The 17280-nt window shown below is 76.0% G+C and carries 20 protein-coding genes; 11 read left to right on the top strand and 9 right to left on the bottom strand.

All coding sequences use genetic code 11. The features are described from left to right. Window positions 1-10: 10 nt before the first annotated feature. The gene (locus tag GCU56_RS15430) at window positions 11-397 is read right to left on the bottom strand and encodes a DUF6394 family protein (RefSeq protein ID WP_163482634.1); all 387 of its coding nucleotides are present in this window, start codon (window positions 395-397) and stop codon (window positions 11-13) included. Between the two features lie 63 nt (window positions 398-460). After that, window positions 461-1087: a TetR/AcrR family transcriptional regulator C-terminal ligand-binding domain-containing protein gene (locus GCU56_RS25250; RefSeq protein WP_163482633.1), complete on the bottom strand. Its 627-nt coding sequence runs from the start codon at window positions 1085-1087 to the stop codon at window positions 461-463. Window positions 1088-1476: 389 nt separating this feature from the next. Between GCU56_RS25250 and GCU56_RS15420 the strand changes: the two genes are divergently transcribed. The 4 genes from GCU56_RS15420 (at window position 1477) to GCU56_RS15405 (ending at window position 4835) form a co-directional block, all read left to right on the top strand. Next, a complete protein-coding gene (locus GCU56_RS15420; protein WP_163482632.1) occupies window positions 1477-2550 on the top strand; it encodes an NAD(P)-binding domain-containing protein in 1074 nt (357 codons plus the stop codon). 130 nt (window positions 2551-2680) lie between these two features. Then, window positions 2681-3598 carry an ABC transporter ATP-binding protein gene (locus GCU56_RS15415; RefSeq protein ID WP_163482631.1) on the top strand — a complete coding sequence of 306 codons (918 nt, stop codon included), beginning with the start codon at window positions 2681-2683 and terminating at the stop codon, window positions 3596-3598. Next, window positions 3595-4410 carry an ABC transporter permease subunit gene (locus GCU56_RS15410; RefSeq protein WP_163482630.1) on the top strand — a complete coding sequence of 272 codons (816 nt, stop codon included), beginning with the start codon at window positions 3595-3597 and terminating at the stop codon, window positions 4408-4410. The genes GCU56_RS15415 and GCU56_RS15410 overlap by 4 nt, the downstream gene beginning before the upstream one ends. 77 nt (window positions 4411-4487) lie before the next feature. Next, window positions 4488-4835 (top strand): hypothetical protein, encoded by a 348-nt coding sequence (locus tag GCU56_RS15405; RefSeq protein ID WP_163482629.1) that lies wholly within the window; start codon window positions 4488-4490, stop codon window positions 4833-4835. On the opposite strand, the gene GCU56_RS15400 is transcribed toward GCU56_RS15405, so the two are convergent. Beyond that, window positions 4836-5996 (bottom strand): MFS transporter, encoded by a 1161-nt coding sequence (locus tag GCU56_RS15400; protein ID WP_163482628.1) that lies wholly within the window; start codon window positions 5994-5996, stop codon window positions 4836-4838. It lies immediately after the preceding gene. Between the two features lie 85 nt (window positions 5997-6081). Here GCU56_RS15400 and GCU56_RS15395 point away from each other — a divergent pair, with 85 nt between their 5' ends. Continuing rightward, entirely contained in the window at window positions 6082-6624 is a 543-nt protein-coding gene (locus GCU56_RS15395; RefSeq protein ID WP_163482627.1) for a DUF488 domain-containing protein, read from the top strand. Next, on the top strand, window positions 6621-7265 hold the full coding sequence (locus tag GCU56_RS15390) for a nitroreductase family protein (RefSeq protein ID WP_163482626.1): 645 nt from the start codon (window positions 6621-6623) through the stop codon (window positions 7263-7265). Before GCU56_RS15395 ends, GCU56_RS15390 begins: the two co-directional genes overlap by 4 nt. Before the next feature lie 348 nt (window positions 7266-7613). Here the strand turns inward: GCU56_RS15390 and pruA are convergent, their stop codons facing one another. After that, a complete protein-coding gene (gene pruA / locus GCU56_RS15385) occupies window positions 7614-9239 on the bottom strand; it encodes an L-glutamate gamma-semialdehyde dehydrogenase (protein ID WP_163482625.1) in 1626 nt (541 codons plus the stop codon). A 56-nt stretch (window positions 9240-9295) separates the two neighbouring features. Next, a complete protein-coding gene (locus GCU56_RS15380) occupies window positions 9296-10231 on the bottom strand; it encodes a proline dehydrogenase family protein (protein ID WP_163482624.1) in 936 nt (311 codons plus the stop codon). 158 nt (window positions 10232-10389) lie between these two features. On the opposite strand from GCU56_RS15380, the gene GCU56_RS15375 reads away from it, so the two are divergent. Continuing rightward, on the top strand, window positions 10390-11610 hold the full coding sequence (locus tag GCU56_RS15375; RefSeq protein WP_163482623.1) for a helix-turn-helix domain-containing protein: 1221 nt from the start codon (window positions 10390-10392) through the stop codon (window positions 11608-11610). Between the two features lie 55 nt (window positions 11611-11665). Beyond that, on the top strand, window positions 11666-12295 hold the full coding sequence (locus tag GCU56_RS15370) for a biliverdin-producing heme oxygenase (protein ID WP_163482622.1): 630 nt from the start codon (window positions 11666-11668) through the stop codon (window positions 12293-12295). 3 nt (window positions 12296-12298) lie between these two features. Here GCU56_RS15370 and GCU56_RS15365 read toward each other — a convergent pair whose 3' ends face one another. From GCU56_RS15365 to idi, 4 genes are all read right to left on the bottom strand, one after another. After that, window positions 12299-12568 carry a hypothetical protein gene (locus GCU56_RS15365; RefSeq protein WP_163482621.1) on the bottom strand — a complete coding sequence of 90 codons (270 nt, stop codon included), beginning with the start codon at window positions 12566-12568 and terminating at the stop codon, window positions 12299-12301. Between the two features lie 29 nt (window positions 12569-12597). Next, window positions 12598-13377, bottom strand: coding sequence for an SDR family NAD(P)-dependent oxidoreductase (locus GCU56_RS15360; protein ID WP_163482620.1), 780 nt, complete (start codon window positions 13375-13377; stop codon window positions 12598-12600). 74 nt (window positions 13378-13451) lie between these two features. Then, a complete protein-coding gene (locus tag GCU56_RS15355; RefSeq protein ID WP_163482619.1) occupies window positions 13452-14273 on the bottom strand; it encodes a polysaccharide deacetylase family protein in 822 nt (273 codons plus the stop codon). Between the two features lie 91 nt (window positions 14274-14364). Beyond that, the gene (gene idi / locus GCU56_RS15350) at window positions 14365-14919 is read right to left on the bottom strand and encodes an isopentenyl-diphosphate Delta-isomerase (protein ID WP_163482618.1); all 555 of its coding nucleotides are present in this window, start codon (window positions 14917-14919) and stop codon (window positions 14365-14367) included. A gap of 117 nt (window positions 14920-15036) precedes the next feature. Here idi and GCU56_RS15345 point away from each other — a divergent pair, with 117 nt between their 5' ends. Genes GCU56_RS15345 through GCU56_RS15335 form a run of 3 tightly spaced genes read left to right on the top strand, consistent with a single transcriptional unit; the run spans window position 15037 to window position 17280 of the window. Continuing rightward, window positions 15037-15795 carry a hypothetical protein gene (locus GCU56_RS15345; protein WP_163482617.1) on the top strand — a complete coding sequence of 253 codons (759 nt, stop codon included), beginning with the start codon at window positions 15037-15039 and terminating at the stop codon, window positions 15793-15795. Further along, entirely contained in the window at window positions 15782-16396 is a 615-nt protein-coding gene (locus tag GCU56_RS15340) for a TetR/AcrR family transcriptional regulator (protein WP_163482616.1), read from the top strand. The genes GCU56_RS15345 and GCU56_RS15340 overlap by 14 nt, the downstream gene beginning before the upstream one ends. A gap of 50 nt (window positions 16397-16446) precedes the next feature. Further along, a complete protein-coding gene (locus tag GCU56_RS15335; protein ID WP_345771862.1) occupies window positions 16447-17280 on the top strand; it encodes an alpha/beta fold hydrolase in 834 nt (277 codons plus the stop codon).

Raw genomic sequence — 17280 nt, 5'->3', positions numbered from 1 at the left:
CGGCCTCCTCTCACCCGCGGTGGAACGAGACCGTCTCCACGACCAGCAGCACCACGGAGACGATGTTGGCCAGCAGGGCGCCGCCCGACAGGGACACGACGCTCGCCGTCCACGAGGGGGTCATCCCGGCGCTCGAGACGTACTCGGCGTAGCCGAACATCAGGGCCGCGCCGATGAGCTGCAGGTCCGCCACCAGGCTGGTCGCCAGGTGCACGGCCCCGATCTGGGTGCGGTCGCCGAACTTCAGCACCGTGGCGATCAGGTTGACCACCACCGCGGCGAACAGCTCGTAGGGGTTGTGCAGCGCGGGGTCGTCGATGTCGCCGATGAAGAACCCGAAGTTGAGGGTGGCGGCGAGCAGCACGAAGAAGCCGAAGACGACCTTCTCCAGGTTCACGCCGTCACCTCCCGACCCGCGGCCCCGCCACTCCCCCGATCGCGCCGATCCGAAACGCCGCACCTACCAGCCGCGCAGCAGCGGGAGCACCACCCGGTCGACGATCTCCTCGACGACCGACGTGTCCAGCTCCCGGCCGGTGACCAGCCAGCGCAGGCAGAGCACGGCCGGGGCGAGCTCGGCCACCACCGAGCCGGCCGCGGCCGGCGTGATCTCGCCCCGGTCGACCGCCCGGTCGAGGACGGCGGTCCACGCGGCGTCCCACCGGGCCAGCGGACCGGCCTGGAAGGCACGGGCCAAGGCGGGGTCGTCGACCAGCGCACCGAGCAGGCTGCGCGTGGCCCGACCCGACGGGCCGGCCAGCAGGTCCAGCGTCGAGAGCAGCACCGCGACCAGGTCGTCGCGCAGGTCGCCGGTGTCCGCGTGGACCGGCGGGCTCTCGCCGGCCACGTCCAGCACGCTGAGCAGGAGGTCGGCCTTGCTCGACCACCGCCGGTAGATGGTCGCCTTGCCGACGCCGGCGGCCAGGGCCACCGCGTCCATGGTCAGGCCCGCGTACCCCTCGCGGCCCAGCACCTCGATGACCGCGGTGGCGATCGCCTCGTCCCGGGTCCGGTCCAGCCGGCGCGCACTCGTGCGCGTGCGGGTCAGGACCGTCCCCGACCGGGCAAGACCATCACCGACCGTCACCGTCTGAACGTAACGCGTATCGAGACGGGGCGCAGGGTCAGCGGAACGGCTCCGGCCGGGAGACCTGGGCCCGACGCGGCGAGGCCGGCCGCGGTCGCCCGCGGCCGGCCTCGTGCGTTCCCCCCACGACCGGTGGCACCGTTCCCCCGCGGTGCACCGGTCGTCCTGCCCGGCGGCGCTGTCCCCCACAGCGTCACCGGCCGAGTCGGCCGGCGGCTCCGTCCCCCCGTGCGATGGAGACACCGGCTGTCCTGTGGCCTCCGGGTCACCCCGGCGACAGGTTGGACTCTGGTGGGGCGACCGCAGGGCTCCCGCGCCGCGACCGCAAGAGATCCGCAAGGTCCGGGACCGTGGCGGAAGCACCGCCTGACCGGCGCGGTTGTCCGGGTGTGAGCGACGTCGACGTGGCGGTCATCGGTGCGGGCCAGGCCGGGCTGAGCGCCGGGTACCACCTGCTGCGGGCCGGGTTCGCCCCGGGCCCGGGGCTCGTCGTCCTGGACGCCGACCGCCGTCCCGGCGGGGCCTGGCAGCACCGCTGGCCCTCCCTCACCCTCGGCCGCACCCACCACGTGCACGACCTGCCCGGTCTGCCCTTCCCGCCCGCGGGGGACGACGTGCCCGCCGCCGAGGCGGTGCCGGCCTACTTCGCCGACTACGAGCAGCACGTCGGCCTGGGCGTGCGGCGACCGGTCCGGGTGCACGCGGTGCGGCGCACCGACGACGGCCGGTTCCTGCTGCGGACGTCGGCCGGCGAGTGGACCGCCCGGGCGGTGGTCAACGCCACCGGCACCTGGACCCGCCCGTTCGTCCCGCGCTACCCCGGCCAGGAGGTCTTCCGGGGCCGCCAGGTGCACACCGTCGACTACCGCGGCCCCGCGGAGTTCGCCGGGCAGTCGGTGGTGGTCGTGGGCGGGGGCGCGTCGGCCGTCCAGCTGCTCGGGGAGATCGCCGAGGTCGCGCACACGACCTGGGTGACCCGTCGTCCCCCGGTGTGGCGGGAGGGACCGTTCGGTCCCGAGGAGGGGCGGGCCGCCGTCGCGCTGGTCGCCGACGCCGTCCGCGAGGGTCGCTCCCCCGGAAGCGTCGTCGGCGTCACCGGGCTGGTCGTCACGCCCTGGGTGCGTGCGGCCCGCGAGCGCGGCGTGCTCGACCGGCTGCCGGTGTTCGACCGGCTCACTCCCGACGGCGTCGCCTGGGACGACGGCCGCTCCGTGCGCGCCGACGCCGTGCTGTGGGCCACCGGCTTCCGGGCGGCCCTGGGCCATCTCGCGCCGCTGCACCTGCGCGGGCCCGGCGGCGGCATCGCGATGGAGGGCACGCACGTGGCCGGGGAGCCGCGCGTGCACCTGGTCGGGTACGGGCCCTCGGCCAGCACCATCGGCGCGAACCGAGCCGGCCGGGAGGCCGCGCGCGAGCTGCGCCGGTTGCTGCTCCCCGACGGCGTCCTCGCCCGCTCCGCCTGAGGGAGGCCCCTCACGGGGCCCTCGGGGGCGCGTGGGGGTCGGCTCAGGGCGCTCCCGGATGTACGCCGCCCCGGCCGCCCGACAGCCTCGACGGCATGACCTCCCCGACCTCCCCGGACCCGGTGTCCGCATGATCGCCGCGCACCGGCTCACCAAGACCTACGGCCCGAAGACCGCCGTCGACGGCATCTCCTTCACCGTCGAGCCCGGCCGCGTCACCGGCTTCCTCGGCCCGAACGGCGCCGGCAAGTCCACGACGATGCGGATGGTCCTGGGCCTGGACCGGCCCACCTCCGGCAGCGTCACCGTCAACGGTCGCCGCTACGCCGACTTCCCCGCACCGCTGCGCGAGGTGGGCGCGCTGCTGGAGGCCCGCGCCCTGCACCCCGGCCGCTCCGCGCGGGACCACCTCCGCTGGCTGGCCGCCAGCAACGGCATCCCGCGCACCCGTGTCGACGAGGTGCTCGAGCTGGTGGGGCTGACCGCGGTGGCCGACCAGCGGGTGGGCCGGTTCTCCCTCGGCATGGGACAGCGGCTGGGCATCGCCGCGGCGCTCATCGGCGACCCGCCGGTCGTCGTCCTCGACGAGCCGGTCAACGGTCTGGACCCCGAGGGCATCCGCTGGGTGCGGACCCTCGCCCGCGACCTGGCGGCCGAGGGCCGGACGGTGTTCGTCTCCAGCCACCTCATGTCGGAGATGGCGCTGACCGCCGACCACCTGGTGGTGATCGGCCGCGGCCGGGTGCTGGCCGACTGCTCGACGCCGGACTTCATCGCCGAGCACGCCGCGTCCCACGTGCGGGTGCGCAGCCCCCAGCACGACGCGGTGGCCACCGTGCTCCGCGAGCACGGCCTCGACGTCGCCGCACACGGCGCGGAGCTGCGGGTGCAGGGCCTCGACGTCGCCGGCGTCGGCGAGCTCGTCGGCCGCGCGGGCCTGCTGCTGCACGAGCTCACCCTGGTGCGCTCCTCGCTCGAGGACGCCTTCATGACCCTGACCGCCGACAGCGTCGAGTACGCCGCCACCCCCGCAGGAGCAGCCCGATGACCGTCGTGGGGACCCACGCCTGGACCCGGCAGGAGACCCCGGCCCGGACGTCCGGCGCCACCACCCTCCGCGCCGAGTGGATCAAGTTCTGGACGGTGCGCTCGACCACCTGGTCGGTCGCCGCGATGTTCGTGCTCGGCGCCGGGCTGACCGCCCTCGTGTGCGCCACCAGCGCCGGCTGGCTGGCCAGCAGCGAGGCCGACGAGCCGGTCGGCGCGTTCATCACCTGGGGCATGATGTTCGCCCAGGTCACGGCCATCGTGCTGGGCACGCTGGCGGTCACGAGCGAGTACGGCACCGGGATGATCCGGGCCACGCTGTCGGCGACGCCCCGGCGCGGGGAGGTCCTCGCCGCGAAGGCCGCCGTCCTGACCGGGACGCTGTTCGTCGCGGGCGTCCTCACCGCGCTCGCCGGCTACCTGGCCGGCAACTGGTTCCTCGACCGGGAGGGCATCGGCCTCGCCCTCACCGACGACGGCGTGCTGCGCGCACTGGTCGGCAGCGGCCTGTACATGGCCGGTCTGGGACTCCTCGCCGCCGCCGTCGGGCTGCTGGTCCGGCACACCGCGGCCGCGCTGTCGATCGTGCTGGGCCTGGTGTTCGTCGTCGGCAACATGACGATGCTGCTGCCCGGCGCGTGGGGCGAGTGGACGACGAAGCTGATGCCCGGCAACGCCGGTGCCCGGATCGCCACCCCGGAGTCGTTCAACCCGCTGCTGCTGGACCCGTGGGCCGGGTTCGCGGTGTTCGCCGCCGAGGTCGCCGTCGTCCTGGCCGTCGCGGCCGCGGCCTTCTCCCGCCGCGACGCCTGACCCCGTGACGGTCGCCCTCCCCCGTGACCCCGGGGAGGGTGACCGGCGAGTCCGCGGCAGGACGACAATGGCGCAGCGTGACCTCCCCCGATCCGCACACCCACGGCCGGCGCGCAGCCGACGAGCTCCTGCGCCTGCTCGCCGACGACGACTCCCTGGGCGCCGAGGCGCTGCTGGCCGGCATCCCGACGATCCGCGAGCTGGTCTTCGTCGGCGCGGGCCTCACCTCCGTCGCCCGTGCTGAGGCGCGGCGGCTGCCGCCGGCCCAGCGCGCCCAGGCCAACACCCGCCAGCTGCGGCTGGGCGCCCTGCGCGACGCCAGCCGGGACGACCCCGCCGGCCTCCGCGTGTGGCTGCGTCGGGCCGCCGAGGAGGTCGCGCTCATCCGCTCCCAGCGGGCGGTGGCCGACCGCTTCGTCGGCTGATCAGCGGGCGGCGGGCCGGGTCGCGGCCAGCGCCACCGGCAGCGTGAGGACCAGGCCGACGGCGACGAGGGTGTAGGTCCACGGCAGGCCCAGGCCGGCCGCGACCACGCCCAGTGCCAGAGCCCCGGCCGCGGTGCCGGCGTCGAACGAGGCGTTCCACATGGCGCTGGCGGCGGTCGCGCCCCCGGCACCGGCACGGGCGAACGCGGTGATCAGGGTCAGGTTCTGCACCGCGCCGTACCCGGCACCGAAGACGCCGGCACCGGCCAGCACCCACGCGTCGCCGGTGACCAGCCCCAGCGCCACCAAGGCCAGTCCGGCGGCGCTGACGGCCAGCGACAGCGGCACGAGCAGGCGGGTGCCCATGCTGTCGGCGAGCAGTCCCGCCCGCCACCGGGTGATCGCGCCGGTGATGCCGAACACCAGCAGCGCCGCCGTCGCCAGGGCTCCGTCGGGCCGCTCGATCGGCAGGAAGGTGACCAGTCCACCGCCGGCGAGGGTGACCGCCAGCAGCACCCCCGACGGCGCGAGGGCGGCCAGCGCGGCCGCCCGGGACGACCGTCCGGCGGTCGACTCCAACCGGACCGCCCGCACCAGCGCGGGCACCAGCGGCAGGGCCAGCACCGGGGAGGCCGACAGCCAGGCCAGCCAGGCGACCTGCCCGTCGAGCACCAGCGCCACCCCCGCGGGGACGGCGACCAGGTTGGGCACCGCGATCGCCAGCCCGTAGAGACCGATCGCCTCACCGCGCCGCTCGGCCGGCGCGACCTGGGCGGCGAGCGTCGCCCCGAGCACGGTGAGGACGCCGAACCCCGCGCCCCGCACGGCGGAGATCGCCGACAGCCAGGCCAGCCCGTCGTCGAGCACGTACAGCGGGGACGGCGCTCCGAGGGCGGCCAGCCCGACGGCGAGGACCGGCCCCGCTCCGAACCGGGCGGTCAGCGCCGGCACGACCGACTGCACCGCGATGGTGACGACCAGCAGGACGGCGGTGACCACACCCGCGGTCCCGGCGCTCGCTCCCCCGGCGACCGCGTAGGCCGGCAGCGAGGCCAGCGTCAGGCAGTAGCTGGCGAACCCCAGGGTCGTGGCGCCCACCAGGGCCCGCATCGCCGGCAGCCGCCACAGCGACGTCCGGACCTCCGCCGTTCGGCCCGCCACACCACTCCCCTCGCCCGGGCCCCGTCGCCCGCCGACCAGCATGACCGGCGGGGCGTCAGAGGGCGGTGGCGGGTAGGGAGGTGCGATGCCGCTGTGCACCGCGGGGCACGGGCCCGACGACCGCGGGGTCCTGGGCGCCCGCCTGGTCGCGGCCGGCGTGGACCTGGTCGTCGACGTCCGCCGGTTCCCGGGCAGCCGCAGCAACCCCGACGTCACCCGGGAGGCGCTGGCCGGGTGGCTGCCGGCCGTGGGCGTGGACTACCGCTGGGAGGAGCGCCTGGGTGGCCGGCGGCAGCTGCCGCGCGGCGAGCCGGTCGCCGACGACTGGTGGACCGTCGCCCAGTTCGCCGCCTACGCCGCGCACACCCGGACGCCGGACTTCGCGGCCGCGCTGGACCGGGTGCTCGACGAGGCGGCCACCGCGACGGTCGTGGTGCTGTGCAGCGAGAGCGTGTGGTGGCGCTGCCACCGGCGACTGGTCGCCGACGTCGCCGTCCTCGGCCGGGGCGTGCCGGTCGCGCACCTGATGCCCGACGGGCGGCTGACCCCGCACGTGCCCTCCGCCGGTGCGGTGCTCGGGAGCGACGGGCAGGTGCACTGGCCCGGGTCGGGCAGGGTGGGGCCATGACGCTGCCACTGGGCCCCGACGAGCTGCTCACCACCACCCGCGCGGTCCGCAAGCGGCTGGACCTCACCCGGCCGGTGCCCCTGGAGCTGGTCCGCGAGTGCCTGGAGGTGGCCCTCCAGGCGCCGTCGGGTTCCAACGCCCAGTCCTGGCACTGGGTGGTGGTGACCGACCCGGCGCAGCGGGCGGCCGTCGGCGAGGTCTACCGGCAGCAGGTGGTCCGGTACGCCGAGTCCGCCACGTTCGCGGGGAGGCTGTTCGCCGACCGGCCCGAGCGGGCGCGGGTGCAGCACCGGGTCGGCGACAGCGCGGTGTGGCTCGGCGAGCACATGTCCGAGGTGCCGGTGCTGGTCCTGCCCTGCATTGCGACCGGCCGCGCCCTGCCTGCGGGCAACCAGGCCGGGCTGTGGGGCTCGCTGCTGCCCGCCGTGTGGAGCTACATGCTGGCCGCGCGCGCCCGCGGCCTGGGCACGGCGTGGACGTCGCTGCACCTGGCCCGCGAGGCGGAGGTGGCCGAGGTCCTCGGCATCCCCGACGGCGTCCACCAGGGCGCGCTGGTGCCGACCGCCTTCTACACCGGGGAGACGTTCCGGCCGGCCGCGCGCGAGCCGCTGGACGCCGTCCTGCACCTGGACCGCTGGTGAACCCCCACCTCCCGCCGCTGAGGCCCGGGCACCTCCTGGCGCTGCTCCACGTCGGCCGCACGCCGGCCGACGACCTGATGCGGACCCGACGTCCTGGGACTGGTCGCCCACGGCGTCCTGACCCTCACCGAGGACCAGCCGCCCGGAGCACCCCGGCCGCGGCTGGTGCTGCACGCAGGGCCGGGCCGGCAGTTCCGCCCGCGGTCCGAGCGGGTCGCCGAGGCGATCGCGCGGATGCCGCCGGAGGACGACGTCGACGGCGGGGAGGTCGGCCGCGTCGCGCGGAGACGGCGGCTGGCGGCGGCTGGTCCCCAGGATGCGGTTCGACGTCCGCGGTGGGAGGGGGCCTCACCCCATGTACGGGTAGCGGTGGTCGGTCGGCGGCACGAAGGTCTCCTTGACCACCCGCGTGCTGGTCCAGCGCAGCAGGTTCTGCGCCGCGCCGGCCTTGTCGTTGGTGCCCGAGGCCCGCCCGCCACCGAACGGCTGCTGACCGACGACGGCGCCGGTCGGCTTGTCGTTGACGTAGAAGTTGCCGGCCGCGAACCGCAGCACCCGCTGCGCGTCCGCGATCGCCGCGCGGTCCTGGGCGATGACCGCCCCGGTCAGCGCGTAGGGCGCGACCGACTCCAGCTGGGTGAGCACCGCGTCGTAGTCGGCGTCGTCGTACACGTGCACGGCGAGCACCGGCCCGAAGTACTCGGTGCTGAACACCTCGTGCCCGGGGTCGGTGCCCTCGATGACGGTCGGCCGCACGAAGAAGCCCTCGGCGTCGTCGGCCGTCCCGCCGGCGACGATCGACAGCGCGGGGTCGTCCTCCACCCGGTCCAGGACGCCGGACAGCTTCGCGAACGACCTCCGGTCGATCACCGCGCCCAGGAAGTTCGAGAAGTCGGTGACGTCGCCCATCGGCAGTGACTCGGTGGTCGACACCAGGTCGTCGCGCAGCCGCGACCAGACGCTGCGCGGCACGTAGGCGCGCGAGGCCGCCGAGCACTTCTGGCCCTGGTACTCGAAGGCGCCGCGGACCAGCGCGGTGCGCAGCACGTCGACGTCGGCGGAGGGGTGCGCGACGACGAAGTCCTTGCCGCCGGTCTCCCCCACGATCCGTGGGTAGCCGCGGTAGGAGGAGATGTTCTCCCCGACCGTCCGCCACAGGTGCTGGAACACCGCCGTCGACCCGGTGAAGTGGATCCCGGCGAGGTCGCGGTCGGCCAGGGCGACCTCGGACACCGCCACCCCGTCGCCGGGCAGCATGTTGACGACGCCGGGCGGCAGGCCGGCGGCCTCGAGCAGCCGCATGACGAAGTGCGCGGCGAACTGCTGGGTCGGGGCCGGCTTCCACACCACGGTGTTGCCCATCAGCGCCGGCGCCGTCGGCAGGTTGCCCGCGATCGCGGTGAAGTTGAACGGCGTGACCGCGTAGACGAAGCCCTCCAGGGGCCGGTGGTCGACCCGGTTCCACACCCCCGGCGAGGACTCCGGCTGCTCCTCCATCACCTGGCGGGCGAAGTGCACGTTGTAGCGCCAGAAGTCGATCAGCTCGCACGCGCTGTCGATCTCGGCCTGCTGGGCGGTCTTGCTCTGGCCGAGCATCGTCGCGGCGTTCAGGGTCTGCCGCCACGGCCCCGCGAGCAGCTCGGCGGCCTTGAGGAACACCGCGGCGCGGTCGTCGAAGGACAGCTCGCGCCAGCCGGGCGCGGCCTCCCGGGCGCAGCGCACCGCCTCCTCGGCGTCGGAGTGCGTGGCGTGCGCGGCGGTGCCGAGGACGGCGGCGTGGCGGTGCGGCTGGACGACGTCGAAGCGCTTCCCCCCGCCCATCCGCTGCCGCCCGCCGACGGTCAGGGTCAGGTCGAGGGGGTCGGCGGCCAGCTCGGCGAGCCGCTTCTCCAGGTCTGCGCGCTCGGCCGAGCCGGGGGCGTAGCCCAGCACCGGCTCGTTGCGCGGCGGCGGGACGCGGGTGATGCCGTCCATGGGGAGCTCCTCTTCGGGAACGGCGGCCGGAGTGACGACGCCGGCCGGACGGTGGGTCAGGACGAGGTGAGGAGGGAGCGCAGGAAGAAGCGCAGGTTGGCGGGACGCTCGGCCAGCCGCCGCATGAAGTAGGCGTACCAGTCGCGGCCGTAGGGGACGTAGGCGCGGACGCACACGCCCGCGGCGGCCAGCCGGTGCTGCTCGGCGGTCCGGATGCCGTAGAGCATCTGGACCTCCCAGGAGTCCGGCGTCCGGCCGGCGCGGGCGGCCAGCCGCTGGGCGATCGAGATCAACCGAGGGTCGTGGCTGCCGACCATCGGGTACCCGGGGCCGCTCATGAGGACGCCGAGGCACCGGGCGTAGGCGGCGTCGACGTCGTCGCGCCCTTGGTGGGCGACCGACGGTGGCTCGTCGTAGGCACCCTTCACCAGCCGCACCCGCGATCCGGGGACGGCGAGCGCGCGGGCGTCGTCCTCGGTCCGGTGCAGCGCGGCCTGCAGCACCGCACCCGTGCCGGGGTGGTCGCGGCGGAGCTCGGCGAGCACGGTCAGGGTGGAGTCGACGGTGGCCGACTCCTCCATGTCGAGGGTCACCGTGGTGCCGATCGCGCTCGCCGCCTCCACCACCGGGCGGACCAGCTCCAGCGCGAGGTCGGTCCCCCCGCCGGGCAGGGCCTGCCCGAACGCCGACAGCTTCACCGACACCTCGGCGGCCCGGCCCAGTCCCAGTGGCGCGAGGCCGTCGAGCAGCGCGAGGTAGGCGTCGCGGGCGCGCACCGCCTCGCTGCGATCGGTGACGCCCTCGCCGAGGTGGTCGAGGGTCACCCCGATCCCCTGCCCGGTCAGCCGGCGGACGGCGGACAGCGCGTCGTCCAGGGTCTCGCCCGCGACGAACCGGTCGACCACCGCGCGCGTGGCCCGGTTGCCGGTGACCAGCCGCCGCAGCCCGGGACGCCGCGCGGCACCGAGCAGCAGTGCCTTCTGCGAGAGCACGCGCTGCCTCCCTCTCCGGGCACGTCCGCGGAGGTGCCCGGTGCACGTCCGCGGTCCTGCCCGCCGGATCCGACGCTAGGCAGCCACGGACGCCGCCACCAGCGACAGACGTACGGTGTCTCCCGTCCGGGTTCAGACACCTGTACAGGAGACGTCGCGTGCGGGACGAGCTGCAGGACCTGGTCGACCAGGTGGCCGGCCTGCTCGGCGCCCCGGCCACCCTGGAGGACGCCGCGTTCACCCTGCTGGCCTTCTGCGCCCACCCGGTGGACGGCGGCGCCCCGGTGGACGGCGGCGCCCCGGTGGACGGCGGCGCCCCGGTCGACGCGACCCCCGTCGACGCGACCCCGGTCATGGACGCCGTTCGCACCCGGTCCATCCTCGGCCGCGGATCGGCACCGGACACCCGGCGCTGGTTCGAGGACTTCGTCATCGCCGGCGCCGAGGGCCCGCTGCGCATCCCTGCGGACCCGGCCGCCGGCATCCTCACCCGGCTGGTGCTCCCGGTCCGGCACGGCGGGCGCACGCACGGCTACCTGTGGCTGCTCGACGGCGGCCGGACCGACCCCACCGACCGCGCCGACCCCGCCCTGGCCCGCGCGCGCGAGCTGGCCGCCGAGGCCGGCCGGCTGCTCGCCCAGCGGGAGTGGACCGCCGGCGACCTGGGCCGCCCCCTCGCCACGGCGCTCACCGGCACCCCCGCCGCGCGGGCCCAGGCCACGCGCACCCTCGCCGCGGCCCACGGCCCGGACACCGCCCTCGTGCTGGTGGCCCTCCGGCCGGCCGGCGCGCCACTCCCGGCGGGCTGGCGCGGGCCCGGCGGCGGTGCGATCAGCGCGGTGCTGCACGAGGAGGACCGACCCGCTCCGCTGGCCGCCGTCCTCCTGCCCGTGCGCGCCCCTGGCGACCTCCGCCCGGCCGGCGCCCTGGCCGCGGCCGCGCTGGCCGGGCTGCCGCGGGGCAGCACGGCCGGTCTCTCCACCGTCGCGCGTGGAGTCGCCGGGCTGGCCGAGCGGTGGGACCAGGCGCGGACGGCCGCGGACGTCGCGGCCGCCGTCGCCCGTTTCTCGCCGGTCGCCCACTGGGACGAGCTCGGCAGCTGGCGGCTGCTCGCCGGGCTGGCCGCTCCGGACCCGGCCGTCTCCCCGCTGCTGGCCGACCCCGTCCTCACCGAGACCGCCGAGGTGTGGCTGGACGCGGGCGCCGGGGCGGCGCGTGCGGCCCAGGAGCTGGGCATCCACCGGCAGACGCTCTACTACCGGCTGGGGCGGATCGAGGAGCTCACCGGCCTCGACCTCGCCGACGGGGACGCGCGGCTGCTGGTGCACGCCTCGCTGCGCTGCGCCCGCCTGCGCGGGAACGGTCCGGCCGCCGGCTGACCGACGCTCCGGGCGCCGTGACCTACCCTCGGGGCAGCCGGAGGAGGGAGAGGCGTTGCCTCGAGATGCGGGTGACGCCGACGTCCTCGCGGTGCTGCGTTCGGCCACGGCCGCCGAGCACGAGGACGTCGAGGCGACCCTCGGGCTGATGGACCCCGGCCTGGACCGGGACCGGCTGGTCGACGTCCTCACCCGCCTCCACGCGTACTGGACCGCAGCCGAGACCGGCCTGGACGCGTGGGCCCGCCGCGAACCGGCCGACGCCGGGACCGTCGGCTGGACCCGCCGCCGGCGCGCCCACCTCTTCGCCGACGACCTGGCCGCCCTCGGTGCCGCACCGGAGGACTCCGGCGGCCCGGAGCTGCCGGCCGTCGGGGACACCGACCAGGCCCTCGGCCGGCTCTACGTGCTCGAGGGGTCCACGCTCGGCGGCACGTTCATCTCGCGCCACCTCGCCGGGCTGCCGACCCTCGGCCCCGAGGTGCGGCTGGGCGCCTTCTCCCCCTACGGCACCGAGACCGGCGCCATGTGGCACGCCTACCGGCGGGCGACCCGGGAGCGGGTGGCCGCCGGCGGGGACGCCGACCGGATCGTCGGCGCGGCCCGCAGCACCTTCAGCGCCCTGGCGGCCTGGTGCGCCCCGCTGGCGGCCGGCCGGCTCGTCCCCGTCCGGCCCGACGCCTGATCCTCAGCCCGGTTCCGCCGGAGGCGCGCTGAACCGGGCGCTGAGCCCGTCGCCCTGGTCGCCGCCCGCCGCGGGCAGTGGTGCCTCGTCCTCGGCCGCACGCGCCATCGCGTCGGTGTCGCCGATCGGCTCCGCGGGCCCGCCGCTCGACAGCTCGGCGAGCAGGCGTTCCTCATCGGGGGTCAGCTCGCCGTCCCCCAGGTGCTCACCGGGAACGCCTGCGTCGGAGCCGGTCGCCATCGCGGTGTCGAGGTCGTCGTCGGGGGTGCTCATGGTGGTTCCTCCTCGGGTGCGCCGGCCGGTCAGCGGGGGAAGTTCGGTTCCAGCCGCGGGACGATCTGCATCTCGGGCACGAAGGCCGCCGGGTGCAGCGTCACGAGCGTGCGCACCATCTCCGCGACGGCCGACGGCGGCATCATCAGGTGGGCGGGGATGCCCCACTGCTCCATCATCGGGGTGTCCATCGCGGCCGGGATGACCGCCTGCACCCGGCACGGGAACGGCCGCTCGGTCCCGTCCGCGGCGCGGGTGGCCTTCTCGCGCAGTTCCCGCTGGATGCACCGGGTCGCGTTGAGGAAGCCGGCCTTGGACCCGTTGTAGGCGATCGCGCCGCTGCCCGAGGTGATCGCCGAGAGGGACACGATGTGCACCACGTCGGCGGTGCGGCCCTCGGGCAGGTGCTGCACCCGCTTCACGAACTCGCTGGTGAGGAAGACCGGTCCCTCGCAGTTGACCGCCTGCACCCGCTGGTAGTCGGCGAGGTCGATGTCGGTGACGTAGCCGGGGCGGTCGATGCCGGCCACGTTGGCCAGGATGTCGAAGGCCTCGCCGTGGGTGTCGAACAGCTGCTGCACGACCGCCCGGCGGCTGGCGTCGTCGGTGACGTCGAGCGCGACCACCTCGGCCGACCCGCCGGCCTCGGCGACCAGCTCCGCGGTCTGCTCGGACCCGGCCGGGTCGATGTCGGCGACGGCCACGTGGGCCCCGGCCTCGGCGAGCGCCACGCAGGTCGCCCGGCCCAGTCCGCTGGCCCCGCCCGTCACCAGGGCGACCCGCCCCTGCAGCATCCCGCTGTCGACCATCCGCTCCTCCGTCTGCCGACCGACTGTCGTCGATCAGCCTCGCCGATCAGGCGAACGGCCGCAGGTCGGCGCGATCAGGCGACGGCCGCCCGGCCCACCGTCGCCCCGATCCGCGCCAGCCCGGTCGGCCAGACGTCGGCGAGGGTGACCGTCCGCAGCTGCCGCTCGGCGAGCAGTGCCAGGAGCTGGTCGTAGACGGTGGTGACCGTCGGCTGGTTGGCGTGGCCGACGACGATCGCCTGGCCGGTGAACCACCGGCGGGCGGCGTCCATGAGCTGCTCCGGGCCGATCATGCGGTGGTCCTCGAGCGTGCCGTTCCACAACGCGATCGTGGGGTGCCCGGCCTCGGCCGACAGCCGGTCGATCCGCTCGTTCCGCGCGCCGAACGGTGGCCGCATGAACGGGGTGTCGCGGACGCCGAAGGTGGTGGCCAGCCAGTCTCGGTTGCGGCCGATCTCCTCGGCGACCTGGTCGTCGGACAGCGTGGTCAGGTCGGGGTGGGACCACGTGTGGTTGCCCATGGCCACCTGGCCGGAGTCGATGAGCGGCTGCAGCAGGTCGCCGTTGGTCTCCCACGAGCGGTAGCTGCCGTTGGGGAAGAACGTCAGCCGGACGCCGGTGTCGGTCGCGAACGTGCAGAACGCCGCGACGACGTCGGTGTCCGTGCCGTCGTCGATGGTGAGGGCCAGCGACGTCCCCTCACCGGGCAGCCCGTCGACGACCCCGACGGGCGGCAGCGGGGCCGGGGCGGCGGGGGGCGCGGGCTCGGCGGCCGCCGCGGGGACGGCGGTGGGTTGAGGGGTCCGCTCCGGGTCGACGAGGCCGGCGGTGCCGCGGCCCACGGCCGTGCCCGCCAGCCCGGCCGCGAGGAAGAGGAGGAACCGTCGGCGCTCCATGCGGCGGAAGCTAGGGCTCGCGTCCGGCGGGTCCGTGCTGCGACACGGGCCTCCCGGGTGGCCGCCACGAGCAGTGCCGCTCCCACTACCGTCAGCTCACAGGGGCCAGCCCCGCGCTCTCGATCAGCCGCGACTGCTCCCGACACCAGGGCGACCAGGCGTCGTCACCCTCGGTCTCCTGCCGGTGCCGGAACCCGGCCCAGTCCAGCAGCTCCCACTCCCCGACCTCGGTGGGGTCGGGGGACGGCGTGCCGGTGAAGCGGCCCAGGTAGACCGGGCAGACCTCGTTCTCCACGACCCCGCGGAACTCGGCGCGGTAGCGGTAGCCGGGCAGCGCCTCGCGCAGGCCGTCCACCTGCAGGCCGAGCTCGTAGGCGGCACGGCGGGCGATGGCGGCGGCGTCGTCCTCCCCGGGCCCGGGGTGGCCGCACACGGTGTTGGTCCACATGCCGGGGAAGGTCTGCTTGCCCTCGGCGCGGCGGGTGACCAGCAGCCGGCCGGCGTCGTCGAAGAGGTAGGCGGAGAACGCACGGTGCAGCGGGGTCTCGCCGTGGTGTACCAGGGGCTTGGGCAGGGTGCCGATCGCCGTCCCGTCGTCGTCGACCAGGACGATGAGCTCCTGCGCGGTGGCCGTCACGCCACCCATGGTCCCGGATCCCCGCCGTCTGTGCCCGCTCCGCCGATGATCAGGCCCCCTGGTCGTCAGGACGGTGACAGGCTCGCGGGGGTTGATAAACCGAGCGGTCGGTCGGATTATGGGCACATGGCGGGACCCACGTCGACGTGGCAGGGCGGACGACTCGAGATCACGGCACGGCGCAGCGGCCTGCGGACCGCCGTCACCCTGCTGCGCGACGGGACGCCGGTCGGTGCGGCCAGCGGCCTCGGCCGGGTGCGGCTCCCGCTGCCGGCCGGGGAGGAGCCCGGCCCGACGGTGCTGGTGCTCGCGCCGGTACCGGGCGTGGTGGCCCGCGCCGTGCTGCTGGTGCCCCGGCCGACCCCCGAGGCAGGCGGCGACGACGTCCCCGCCGGGGTGACGACGGCGCTGGAGCTCGCCACCGCCGAGCGGCACCCCTTCGATCCGGCGCCGGGCACCCTCGCCGCCCGGCTGCGGGCGCTCGAGGACAGGCATCCCCGGCTGTGGGCCTCGCGGCACGTCGTGCTGGCCGTGGGCCGGGTGCTCGGTGCCCTGCTCGGCCTGGCCGTGCTGCTCCAGGCCCTGGTCCGTCCACTGCTGCAGTGGCTGGCGGGGCTCGTGCCCAGCGTCGACCTGCCCGCCATCCCCTGGCCGGACGTCGACCTGCCCTCGATCCCCTGGCCGGACGTCGACTGGCCGGACCTGCCCGACGTCTCGCTCCCGGGCTGGCTGCTGGCGGTGCTGGCCACGGCCGAGTACTGGGGACCGGTGCTCGTCGCCGTCGTCCTGGCCGTCCGCGAGGTGCGGCGCAAGCGGCGCGGCCCAGCGGCCCGCGAGGGGCGCGAGGCCCCCGTGGGAGAAGATGGGGTGGATGCGCACCGTTGACCCCGAGCGGCACCGGCAGCGCCGGATGGAGATCGTCGGCGCAGCGCTCGAGCTGTTCGCGACCAAGGGTCTGGCCGCGACCACCACGGCCGAGATCGCCCGGGCGGCCGGGGTCTCCACCGGCGCCCTGTTCCACTACTTCCCGTCCAAGCGGGCGGTCTTCCTCGCCCTCTTCGAGGCCGACCGCGCCGACTGGGACGACGCGTTCGCGGCCGCGCAGGCCGAGGACGACCCGTGGACGGCGCTGCTCGGGGTGGTCGACCGGCTCGCCGCCGAGGCGGCCCACCCGCTGGTCCCGGGCCTGATCGTCGAGATCCTCGCCCAGTCGCACCGCGATCCGGAGGTCGCGGGCCTCGTGGCCGACGGCGACCGGCGGATGATGTCGGGCATCGCCGACCTCGTCGACCGGCTCTGTGCGGCCGGCCTGGCCGACCCCGGGATGCCCTCGGCCACCGCCGCGCGGTGGGTGCTCACCCTGACCGACGGGTTCCACACCCGCGGCTACCCCGAGCCCGACCGCGACCGGGACGCCGAGCTGATCACGGCCAAGCGGCTGATCGCGCGCGCCCTGCGCCACCCCGGCACGGAGCCGGCCGGCTGACGCGGCGCGGCCCACTGGCGCCTCCCAGGACCGGGGAGCAGGGTCGCGGGGTGGACAGCTTCCGGCGCGACGGCATGGTCTTCGACGTCCTGGACGGCGGCCCGACCGACGGGGAGCCGGTGGTGCTGCTGCACGGGTTCCCGCAGGACTCCACGGCCTGGGCAGCGGTGGCCCCCGGGCTGCACGCCGCCGGGCTGCGCACCCTCGCACCCGACCAGCGCGGCTACTCCCCCGGCGCCCGGCCGGTCGGGCGCCCGGCCTACCGCATGCGCGAGCTGACCGCCGACGTCCTCGCGTTGCTGGACCAGGCCGGGCTGGGCAGTGCGCACGTCGTCGGGCACGACTGGGGCGGGCTGGTGGCGTGGGCGCTGGGCGCCTGGCACCCCGAGCGGGTGCGCACGGTGACGGCGCTGTCCGTGCCGCACCCGGCCGCCGCGGCGCGGGCGATGGTGACCAGCGACCAGGCGCTGCGGTCGTACTACGTCGGGCTCTTCCAGGTGCCGTTCCTCCCCGAGCGGCTGCTGCTCGCGGCCGGCGGGATGCCGCTGCGGCGGGTGATGCTCCGCGGCGGGCTGCCACCGGAGCAGTGCGACCACTACGTGGCGCGGATGCGGGAGCCGGGGGCGCTCTCGGCGGCGATCGCCTGGTACCGCGCGCTGCCCTGGGACGCCCGCGACCCGGTGGGCACCGTGCGGGTGCCGACGCTGCACCTGTGGAGCACCCGCGACGCCTTCCTCGGCCGGGCCGCCACCGAGCAGACCCGGGGCTTCGTCGACGCCCCGTACCGGCTCGAGGTGCTCGAGGGCGTCACCCACTGGATCCCCGAGCTCGCGCCCGAGCGCACCGTCGACCTGGTCACCGAGCACGTCCGCGCGCACGGCTGA

The sequence above is a fragment of the Geodermatophilus sabuli genome (assembly GCF_010686765.1).
GTDB classification, from domain to species: domain Bacteria; phylum Actinomycetota; class Actinomycetes; order Mycobacteriales; family Geodermatophilaceae; genus Geodermatophilus; species Geodermatophilus sabuli_A.
The sequence above is the reverse complement of the archived record's forward strand: the minus strand, read 5'-3'. Positions and strand labels throughout refer to the sequence as shown.